This is a genomic window from Actinomadura sp. NPDC000929 (assembly GCF_040492065.1).
GTDB lineage: Bacteria > Actinomycetota > Actinomycetes > Streptosporangiales > Streptosporangiaceae > Spirillospora > Spirillospora verrucosospora.
The window spans coordinates 1-9,586 of the sequence record NZ_JBEUPA010000226.1; the positions used below are offsets into that span (position 1 = coordinate 1).

Here is a 9,586-nt window from a genome sequence, read left to right on the forward strand (position 1 = left end):
GCCGGGCGGCGACGGCGCCGACCGCCGCCCCCGCGAGGGCGGTGGCCCCGGCCGCCGCCGGCAGGACCGCCGCGAGCGGCCAGCCCCAGTGCCCGATGACCAGGGCGGCGGTGTAGGCGCCGACCGCCATGAACGCGCCGTGCCCGAGGGAGATCTGCCCGCCGAGCCCGGTCAGCACCGTCAGGCCGGCGGCCGCGCAGGTGAGGTAGGCGGCCTGCGCGATCTGCAGGTCCCGGTAGGGGGCGGCGGCCGTGGTCAGGACGTACAGGGCGGCGAGCGCGAGGGCGGCGCCGGCCGCGTGCCGGGTCAGGGTGGAGCGGCTCAGGGCGCTTCGCACGGAGGCGGCCACGGGTCACACCCTCCGTCCGGGGCTCGTCGCGAACAGGCCGTTCGGTCTGATCATCAGGACGGTGATGAGGGCGGCGAGCGCCCCGAGGGCGACCAGCTCCGAGCCGAGGTAGCCGGACACGTAGCTGAGGGCGCAGCCGAGCAGCAGCCCGCCGGTGACGGCGCCCGCCGGGCTGTCCAGCCCGCCGATCACGGCGGCGGTGAACCCGAAGACCAGCATCGCGTCGAACTGGGCGGGCCCGACGAATACCGACGGGGCGATCAGCACCCCGGCGAGGGATCCGACGAGCGCGGCGAGCGCCCAGCCGAGGGTCAGCATCCGGCCGACGCGGACGCCCTGGAGCCGGGCGATCTCGGGCGCGAACGCCGAGGCGCGCAGCCGCAGCCCGAGGTCGGTGCGGACGAACAGCAGCGTCAGCAGCACCATGACCGCGGCGACGGCGCCGATGACGAACAGGTCGAACGGCGACAGCAGCAGCCGCGTCCCGCCGGCGGACAGGCCCTTGATGGTGAAGGCGGGCGGATAGGAGTGCGGGGTGTCCCCCCAGATCATGCCCGCGGCCGCCTGCAGCAGCACCAGCAGCCCGAGGGTGACGATCACCGCGTTCAGCGGCGGCTTGTCCTCGACGGGCCGCACCACGACCCGCTCGACGACCGCGCCCAGCACCAGCCCGGACGCCAGGGCGGCGCCGAGCGCGAGCCAGTAGGAGCCGCCCGCGTCGATGACGCTCCAGGCGAGGAACGTCGTGAACATCAGCATGCCGCCCTGCGCGAAGTTCACGACGCGGGTGGAGCGCCAGATCAGCACCAGGGCGAGGGCGACCGCCGCGAACACCGCCCCGGAGGTGATCCCGGCGAGGGTGAGATTGAGGAAGCGCACCATCAGAACCCCAGGTAGGCGTGGCGGAGGCGGTCGTCGGCGGCGATGGCGGAGGCCGTCTCGTCCGCCACGACGGAGCCGAGGTCCAGGACGACGGCGCGGTCGGCGACCGACAGCGCGCTGCGCGCGTTCTGCTCGACGAGCAGCACGGTCCGGCCGTCCTCGTCGCACAGCCGCCGCAGCACGGCCATCAGCTGGGCGACCACCCGCGGCGCGAGGCCGAGGGACGGCTCGTCCACCAGCAGCAGCCGCGGCGCGCCGGTCAGCGCCCGGGCCAGCGCGAGCATCTGCCGCTCGCCGCCGGACAGGGTGGCGGCGGCGCGGAACCGGCGCTCGGCGAGCGCCGGGAACAGCGCGTACATGTCGGCGACGCGGCGCGCGAGGGCCGCGCGGTCGCGCCGCCACAGCCCGCCGAGCCGCAGGTTGTCCTGCACGGTCAGCTCGGTGATGACGCCGCCGCTCTGCGGGACGTGCGCGACGCCGAGCCGGACGATCTCCTCGACCGCCGTCCGGGTGATGTCGGCGCCGTCGAGCTCGACGTGTCCCGAGCGGGGCCGCAGGAGGCCGGAGACGGCGCGCAGCAGCGTGGTCTTCCCCGCGCCGTTCGCGCCGAGCACGGCGGTCAGCGAGCCCTCGTCCACCCTGAGGCCGACGCCGTCGAGCGCCCGCACCGCGCCGTAGGAGACCGTGAGGTCCTTCACCTCAAGCACCGCCGACCTCCTCGCCGAGGTAGGCGTCGAGGACGGCCGGGTCGTCGCGCACGCGCTCCGGCGGGCCGCTCGCGATGACCCTGCCGAAGTCCAGCACGACGACCTGGTCGCAGACGCCCATGACGAGGTCCATGTGGTGCTCGACGAGGACGACGGCGGGCCCGCCGCGCAGCCCGCGGATCAGCCCGGCCAGCTCGTCCATCTCGGCCGCGGACAGTCCGGCGGCGGGCTCGTCCAGCAGCAGCAGGTCGGGCTCGGCCACGAGCGCGCGGGCCAGCGCGACCCGCTTCTGCACGCCGTAGGGCAGTTCCTCCGGCAGCCGTGCGGCCTCGCCGGCGACGCCCAGCTCCGCGAGCCGGGCCGTGGCCCGCTCGCGCAGCGCCGCCTCGTCGCGGTCGGCGCGCGGAAGCGCGAGGAGGCCGGACCAGAACCCGGCCCTGGCGTGCGGGTCGGCGCCGACCATCACGTTCTCCAGCACGGTCAGCCCCGGGAACAGCCCGAGGCCCTGGAGGGTGCGGGCGATGCCGAGCCGCGTCAGGTCGTGCGGCCGATGGCGGCCGAGGACCCGGCCCCGCCAGCGCACCTCGCCCGCTTCCGGCCGGACGAACCCGCACACGACGTTGAAGAGGGTCGTCTTGCCCGCGCCGTTCGGGCCGATCACCCCGGTGACCCGGCCCTGGGGCGCCGTGAGCGACACCCCGTCCAATGCGACCAGTCCGGCGAAGCGGACGGTCACCGTTCGAAGTTCCAGAGTCGCGGAGGAGCCGGACATGTCGCCTCACCTCGCCGATAATTCAGCGCGAATCCCCCGAGGCCCAAATGCACATACCGACTGGTCGGATTCACCGAAGATAGAATCAGCGGGCGCTCCGGTCAACAGCCGATTCGGGCGCTCCCGGCGCACGCCGCGGCGGATCCCCGCCGGGCGGTAGGCTGATCGGCGATCTGCGGGCGGCCGCGCCGGGGCGGCACGAGACCCCGGGGCGCTCCCGGACGGAGGTGGTGTCGATGGCGCAGGCGCCCGCGGGCCGGACCGCCGGCACCCTGCCGCTGCCCGACCGGCTGCTGGCCGTGGCGACCCGGATGTTCGCCGAGAAGGGCTTCGAGAACACCTCGGTCCAGGAGATCGTGAACGCCGCCGGGGTGACCAAGGGGGCCATGTACCACTACTTCGGCTCCAAGGACGACCTGCTCTACGAGATCTACCACCGGCTCCTCGGCCTGCAGACCTCCCGGCTGGAGCAGATCGCCAGCGGTCCCGGCACGGCCGCCGAGCGGCTCCGCGCCGCCGCCGTCGACGTCCTCAACACCTCGTTCCTCTACCTGGACGACTTCACCGTCTTCTTCCGCTCGACGCACCTGCTCTCCCGCGACCGCCGGGAGGCCGTGCGCGCCGAGCGGCGCCGCTACCACGAGCGCTTCCGCGCCCTGGTCGAGGAGGGCCAGCGCGAGGGCACGTTCCGCACCGAGACGCCCGCCGACATCGCCGTCCACTTCTTCTTCGGCACCGTCCACCAGATCGGCGCCTGGTACCGCCCGGGCGGCCGCCTCAAGACGGCCGCCATCAGCGAGCACTACGTGGACCTGTTCCTGCACGGCCTGGAGAAGTAGCGGACGGCCCGCCGGCCGTCAGCGCTCCACGTGCTCGATCTCGAGCGCCGCGTCCCGGTGCCGGGCGCGCAGGGGCTTCTTGTCGAACTTCCCGACCGTGGTCTTCGGGATCTCCTCCAGGAACGTCCAGTACTCGGGGACCTGCCAGCGGGCGACCTTGTCCGCGAGGAACGACGCCAGCTCACCGGGGGTGGCGGACGCGTCCGAGCGCAGGACGACGCAGGCGAGGGGGCGCTCGTCCCAGCGGGGGTCGGGGACGCCGATGACGGCGGCCTCCGCCACGGCGGGATGGGCCATGAGGTGGTTCTCCAGCTCCACCGAGGAGATCCACTCGCCGCCCGACTTGATGACGTCCTTCGCGCGGTCGGTGATCTGGTAGAAGCCTCGGTCGTCGATGGTGCCGATGTCGCCGGTGCGCAGCCAGCCGTCGTCGAACTTCTCCGGCGCGGGGTCGCGGTGGTAGGCGCCGGTGATCCACGGACCGCGCACCTCGATCTCGCCGACGGCCTCGCCGTCCCACGGCAGCTCGGCGCCGGAGTCGTCCACGATGCGCATCTCGACGCCGGCGGCGACGCGGCCGGACTTCAGCCGCCAGTACATGTCCTCGTCGGTGCCGGGCTCGACGCCGGGCGGCGGGAACGCCATGCCGCCGAGCGGGCTCGTCTCGGTCATCCCCCAGCCCTGGATGATGCGCAGCCCGTACCTTCGCTCGAAGCGCTCCAGCAGGACGCGGGGCGCGGCGGCGCCGCCGGAGGTGCCCGCCCGCAGCGACGACAGGTCGATCTCCTCCCGCTCCCCGAGGGCCAGGATCCCGTTCCAGATGGTCGGGACGGCGGAGGCGAGCGTGCTGCGCTCGGCGGCGACGAACCTCACGAGGTGCTCCGGCTGCATGAACGGCCCCGGCATGTGCAGCGTCGCCCCGGACAGGAACGCCCCGTACGGCAGGCCCCAGGCGTTGACGTGGAACATCGGCACGATCGTCAGGACGCGGTCGGCCTCGGTGATGCCCACCAGCGACGCCGACTGCACGGCCATCGCGTGCAGGAACGTGGAGCGGTGCGAGTACACCACGCCCTTCGGGTCGCCCGTGGTGCCGCTGGTGTAGCACATCGACGCGGCGGAGCGCTCGTCCACCTCCGGCCACGCGTACCCGGGCTCCTCCGCGGCGAGCAGCTCGTGGTAACGCAGGACGGGGGCCCCGTTGCCGTTGGCCTCCAGGGCCGACGCGTCGCCGTCCCCGACGACGACGAACGCCTCGACGGCGGGCAGCTCGCGCACGACGCGCGCCAGGAGCGGGACGAGGCTGTCGTCGACGATGACGACCTGGTCGTCGGCGTGGTTGATGATGTGCGAGAGCTGCTCGGGGAACAGCCGGATGTTCAGCGTGTGCAGGACCGCCCCCATGGCGGGCACCGCGAAGTACGCCTCCAGGTGCTCCTGGTTGTTCCAGCAGAACGTCGCCACCCGGTCGCCGGGACGGACGCCCAGCCTGGCCAGGGCGGACGCGAGCCGCTCGGCGTTGCCGGCGATCCGCGCGAAGGTGGCGCGCCGGGGCTCGCCGCCGCCCGTCCAGGTCACGCACTCGCTGCGCCCGTAGACGCGCGCCCCGTGCCGCAGGATCGCGGCGACCGACAGCGGAAAGTCCTGCATCGTGCTGAGGATCATGGCTTTTCTCCGAGAGGCCCGCGGCGGCGACAGGAACGGTCGACCGCACGCAATTTCGCACATACCGACCGGTCGGTTCACCATATTTTCGACAACGCCCCGCCGTCAACGATCCCTCGCGGGACGCCCCGCCCGGCGCCGCCTTCCGCGCGTGGACGGGCTCCCGCCCCCGCGGCCCGGCCCTGAACGCGGGAGGGCCGGGCGGTCCCGCGTGCGTCCGCCCCGGCGCCGCGGAACCGCCCGGCCCTCCGTCCTGCCACCGGTGAGTGCGGCTGACGCGCGGGCTCCCCTCCTCGCAGCCCGCCGGCACCGCCGTGCCCCGGTTCCCACCTCCCACAGCGCCCGCGTCCCACGGCATGTCACACATGTCAGCGCCGCGCTGGTCCACCTGGGACGACGCCGCACGACCTCCCTCGACGGACCAGTTCCAGCCGCCGCCGCGGCGTGACCCGCCCCGCGCGGGAGCTTCCGTGCGCGCCCGCCGCCAAAAAGGGCCGGACTTTTCTGCGCGCCGGTGCGTAGCCCGGCGGGGCGCGGCGGGCGTTAGATCACGCTATGAAGATCGCCGTGCGGGCGGCGATGATCGTGGCGCTCCTCGCGACGCTCATCGCCCACCCCCTGCCCGCCGGAGCGTCCGAGGACGCCCCGGGAACGTCGAAGCACACCATTCCCATGGGCGACTGGAACCGCCCCTACCTGCTGCACGTCCCGCCCGGAAGCGAGGCCGGGGGGCCGCTGCCGCTGATCGTCGCGCTGCACGGCGGCCTGAACGACGCCGAGTACGTCCGCAGGCAGAGCGGGCTCGACGGGGTCGCCGACCGCCATGGCTACGCCGTCGCCTACCCCGACGGGCTCCTCGGCACCTGGAACGCCGGGGCCTGCTGCTGGTTCGCCCGCTGGACCGGCGTCGACGACGTCGCGTTCCTCGACAAGCTGATCGACACGCTGGTGCGGCAGGGCGTCGCCGACCCCCGCCGCGTCTTCGTGACCGGTTTCTCCAACGGCGGCGGCATGGCGTACCGGTACGCGTGCGAACGGTCGGACAGGATCGCCGGGATCGCCGTGGTCTCCGGCGCGCTCGCGATCGGCTGCACGCCCGGAAAGCCGGTGTCGGTGCTGGCCTTCCACGGGACGTGGGACCCGTCCGTCCCCTATGACGGCGGCGGGAACATGGACGCGGACGTCCATTTCCCCTTCATCCCCGTCAGGTTCCTCATGGAGTTCTGGAGATGGGTGGACAAGCTGCCCGCGCTCTCGCGGCCGGTGCCGGACGGGCCGGACGACTGCGTCGGCACGGGCCCGGGCCCCGTCGTCGTCGCGCTGTGCACCAGGCAGCGCGGTGGCCACGAATGGCCGGATTACGCCAGCGAGCTCATGGCCAGGTTCTTCGCGGACAGGCCGTCCCTGCCGAAGACGTGACCTCCGTTGAATTCCAGTCGTGCCGCTACTAAGCGCTAAACTCTCCCCACTTACGAGTAATGGGGAGCAATGCAGGAAATCGGCTTGGCAGAGGCAGTCAAAGCGATCCGCGACGACCTGGCGCGGGCTCAGCTTGAGGGCGCCGACGAGGAGATCCGCTTCAGCGTGGGGCCGGTCGAGGTCGAGTTCGAGGTCGCCGTGGTCCGGGAGGGCGGCGCCAACGGCAAGGTGAAGGTCTGGGTGGTCGAGGTCGGCGCCTCGGGCAAGCTCGCGCAGACCACCACGCACCGGGTGGCGGTCACGCTCAATCCGCACGTCGACGGCAAGCCGATCGAGGTGGGTGACCGGCTCCGCAAGCCCGGCCGGTGATCCCTGACGAACCACGCTGGCGCACCGTCGAGGTGCTCGTCGGGGAGGGCGAGGAGGGCTACGGCACCGGCTACCGGATCTCCTCCGGGCTGGTGCTCACCTGCCGGCACGTGGTGGCCGCCCCCGGGCCGGTGGCGGTCCGGCTCGCCACGCCGGACGAGTCGGTCTCCGTCGCCGCCGAGCGGATCTGGACCGCCGAGGGCGCCGAGGTCGACCTGGCGCTGCTGCGGGTGGCGGACGGCTCGCTGCCCGCGGTGGCCCCCGCGGTGCTGGCGGACGTCGACCCCTGGAGCACCGGGCGCGCCCGGTTCGTCTCGTGGGGCTTCCCCGCCTCCCACGACCGCGAGAGCGAGCTCGGCGGCGTCCGCGACGTCGACCAGGTGGACGGCGACGTCCTCCTGGGCGCCAACGTCAAGACGGGCCTGCTCGACCTGCACCGCGACGACGCCCCGCTGCGCGCCGGCCGCCGGTACCGGGGGCTGTCCGGAGGCCCCGTCCTGGTCGGCGGCAAGCTGGTCGGCGTCGTGCGCTGGGCCGAGCCCGACGGGCCGCTGACCGCCTCCCGCGTCTTCAGCGCCGCCGGACCGCACCGGCCGCGGACCGCCGGCGAGTTCGTCGAGCCCCAGCCGAGCCGGGAGAGGCTGAACGCGCTCCTCGACGGTGAGGGCGTGCGGCTGGACCCGGGGCCCGCGGGGCCGTCGGCGCCCCTGCGCCGGTCCCGGTACTGGTCGACCATCACCAAGCTCCGGGCCCGCTGCCCCGACCCCGCCGACCGGGACGCCGAGCTCGGCCGGCTCCAGGAGTTCGCCACGAGCGGCACGCCCTACCTGTGGCTGGTGGGCGAGCCCTGGGCCGGCAAGACGACGCTCGCCGCCGCCTTCGCCGGGGACCCCGCCCCCGACGTCGTCACGGTCGCGTTCTTCGTGTCCCGGTCGGCCGGCTCGCGGCTGGCCGACTACCGGGCCGCGCTCGCCGACCAGCTGGCCCCGCTGGTCGGCGAGACGCCCACACCCGGCGTCGTGCCGACCGCGTTCGACCTGGACGACCTGTGGCAGCGCGCGGTCGAGCGGGTCACCGCCGACGGCCGCCACCTCATGCTCATCGTGGACGGGCTCGACGAGGACGACCACGTGCGGCACCGCGAGAGCAGCGTCGCGGCCCAGCTCCCCGAGTACGTGCCGCCCGGCAGCCATGTGCTGGTGACCAGCAGGCACTTCCCCGAGGTGCCCGCCGACGTCCCGGACGGCCATCCGCTGCGCGGGTGCGAGCGCCGCACGCTCGCCGCCAACGAGGCCTCGCGGGCCTCGCGCAACGCCGCCGAGCGCGACCTGCAGCAGCACCTGCGCGACCGGACGAGCCGCGAGGTGCTCGGGCTGCTGGCGGCGTCCGGCGGCGGGCTGGCCGACGAGGACATCGCCCGGCTCACCGGCCTGGACCTCTACGACGTCCGGGAACTGGTCGAGCAGACCATCGCCCGCCTGGTCGAGCGCCGGGAGGACGACGGCGGGGGCCGCTACTCCTTCGCCCACGACCTGATCCGGGAGACCACCACCGAGCGCCTCGGCGCCGAGGCGATGGCGGGCTTCTGGGCGCGGGTGCTCGACTGGGCCGAGACCTACCGGGCCGGCGGCTGGCCCGCCGACACCCCTCTGTACCTCCTGGACCGGTTCCCGCAGGCGCTGGCCGACGACGGGGACCTGGAGCGCCTGCTGCGGCTCAACGAGCCCGACCGCTGGAGCCGCCTGCTGGAGCGGACGGGGACGGTGGAGCCGGCCGTGCTGACGCTGACCGACTCGATCCGGCTGCTCCTCGCGGCGGACTCGCCCGACCTCGCCGTGGTCTACGTGCTGGCCCTGTGGCGCGACCAGCTGCGCCTGCCCGTGCGCGTCCACCCCGAGGTCATCGCGGTGGCCTGGACCGAGCTCGGCGAGCTGGAGCGCGCCGAGCGGATGGCCCGCGACATCACCGTCGCCTCGATCAAGGCCAACATCCTGATCTCCATGGCGGAGGCGGCGGGACGGGCGGGCGCCGAGACCGAGGCGGCGCTGTGGCTCCAGGAGGCGGAGCTGCTGGCGGGCGGAATCCTGAGCGGGGTGCGCAGGGCCCGGACCCTGGCCCGGATCGCGCTGGCCCTCGGCCCCGGCTTCACCCGCGCCGAGACCCTCCTGGACGAGGCCACCCGGCTCTTCACCTCCGTGGTTCCGTCCCGGCACCGGCGCCGGGAGCTGATGACGGACATGGCCTGCGACGCCGCCCGCGCCGGGCTGTGCGACTCGGTGGAGCGGATCGCCCGCTCGTTCGCCGACCGCAAGTACCAGTGGCCGATCATCGCGGCCGCCGCCCGCGCCGCCGCCGAGCAGGGACTGCGGGAGGACGCCGAGCGCCTCGCGGGGCTCCTCGGGCCCGACGACCTGCGGTGGGACACGTTCGCCGAGCTCGTGCGGCTGCTGGCCGACCGGGGCGAGTTCACGGCGGCGCTGGAGCTGGTGGGCCCCGGTTCCGCGCGTACCGCACCGCCGCGGGGTCGGTCGGCTCGGCTCCGAGATAGCCGGGGCCCGCGTGGCGTTCGAGGGCGTCCTGGGCC

Annotated in this window: 9 protein-coding genes; 4 read left to right on the plus strand and 5 right to left on the minus strand. The window is 74.2% G+C overall.

Annotated elements, in window-relative coordinates:
• The 4 genes from ABWI04_RS40010 to ABWI04_RS40025 form a co-directional block, all read right to left on the minus strand.
• Window positions 1-349: ABC transporter permease subunit (locus ABWI04_RS40010; RefSeq protein WP_502913218.1), on the minus strand; the 349-nt coding region annotated here is incomplete at its 3' end.
• 3 nt (window positions 350-352) lie between these two features.
• On the minus strand, window positions 353-1,231 hold the full coding sequence (locus ABWI04_RS40015; RefSeq protein ID WP_353835667.1) for a branched-chain amino acid ABC transporter permease: 879 nt from the start codon (window positions 1,229-1,231) through the stop codon (window positions 353-355).
• Window positions 1,231-1,938 carry an ABC transporter ATP-binding protein gene (locus tag ABWI04_RS40020; RefSeq protein WP_353835668.1) on the minus strand — a complete coding sequence of 236 codons (708 nt, stop codon included), beginning with the start codon at window positions 1,936-1,938 and terminating at the stop codon, window positions 1,231-1,233. The genes ABWI04_RS40015 and ABWI04_RS40020 overlap by 1 nt, the downstream gene beginning before the upstream one ends.
• Window positions 1,931-2,710, minus strand: a complete 780-nt coding sequence (locus ABWI04_RS40025) for an ABC transporter ATP-binding protein (protein ID WP_353835669.1) — start codon at window positions 2,708-2,710, stop codon at window positions 1,931-1,933. Before ABWI04_RS40025 ends, ABWI04_RS40020 begins: the two co-directional genes overlap by 8 nt.
• A 236-nt stretch (window positions 2,711-2,946) precedes the next feature.
• On the opposite strand from ABWI04_RS40025, the gene ABWI04_RS40030 reads away from it, so the two are divergent.
• The gene (locus ABWI04_RS40030) at window positions 2,947-3,549 is read left to right on the plus strand and encodes a TetR/AcrR family transcriptional regulator (protein WP_353835670.1); all 603 of its coding nucleotides are present in this window, start codon (window positions 2,947-2,949) and stop codon (window positions 3,547-3,549) included.
• Window positions 3,550-3,567: 18 nt separating this feature from the next.
• Here ABWI04_RS40030 and ABWI04_RS40035 read toward each other — a convergent pair whose 3' ends face one another.
• The gene (locus tag ABWI04_RS40035; protein WP_353835671.1) at window positions 3,568-5,214 is read right to left on the minus strand and encodes a long-chain fatty acid--CoA ligase; all 1,647 of its coding nucleotides are present in this window, start codon (window positions 5,212-5,214) and stop codon (window positions 3,568-3,570) included.
• A 555-nt stretch (window positions 5,215-5,769) separates the two neighbouring features.
• Between ABWI04_RS40035 and ABWI04_RS40040 the strand changes: the two genes are divergently transcribed.
• The 3 genes from ABWI04_RS40040 to ABWI04_RS40050 all read left to right on the plus strand — a co-directional run.
• Window positions 5,770-6,633 (plus strand): CE1 family esterase, encoded by an 864-nt coding sequence (locus ABWI04_RS40040; RefSeq protein ID WP_353835672.1) that lies wholly within the window; start codon window positions 5,770-5,772, stop codon window positions 6,631-6,633.
• An 84-nt stretch (window positions 6,634-6,717) separates the two neighbouring features.
• Window positions 6,718-7,002 carry a trypco2 family protein gene (locus ABWI04_RS40045; protein ID WP_353835673.1) on the plus strand — a complete coding sequence of 95 codons (285 nt, stop codon included), beginning with the start codon at window positions 6,718-6,720 and terminating at the stop codon, window positions 7,000-7,002.
• Window positions 6,999-9,586: trypsin-like peptidase domain-containing protein (locus ABWI04_RS40050; protein WP_353835674.1), on the plus strand; the 2,588-nt coding region annotated here is incomplete at its 3' end. The genes ABWI04_RS40045 and ABWI04_RS40050, both read left to right, overlap by 4 nt.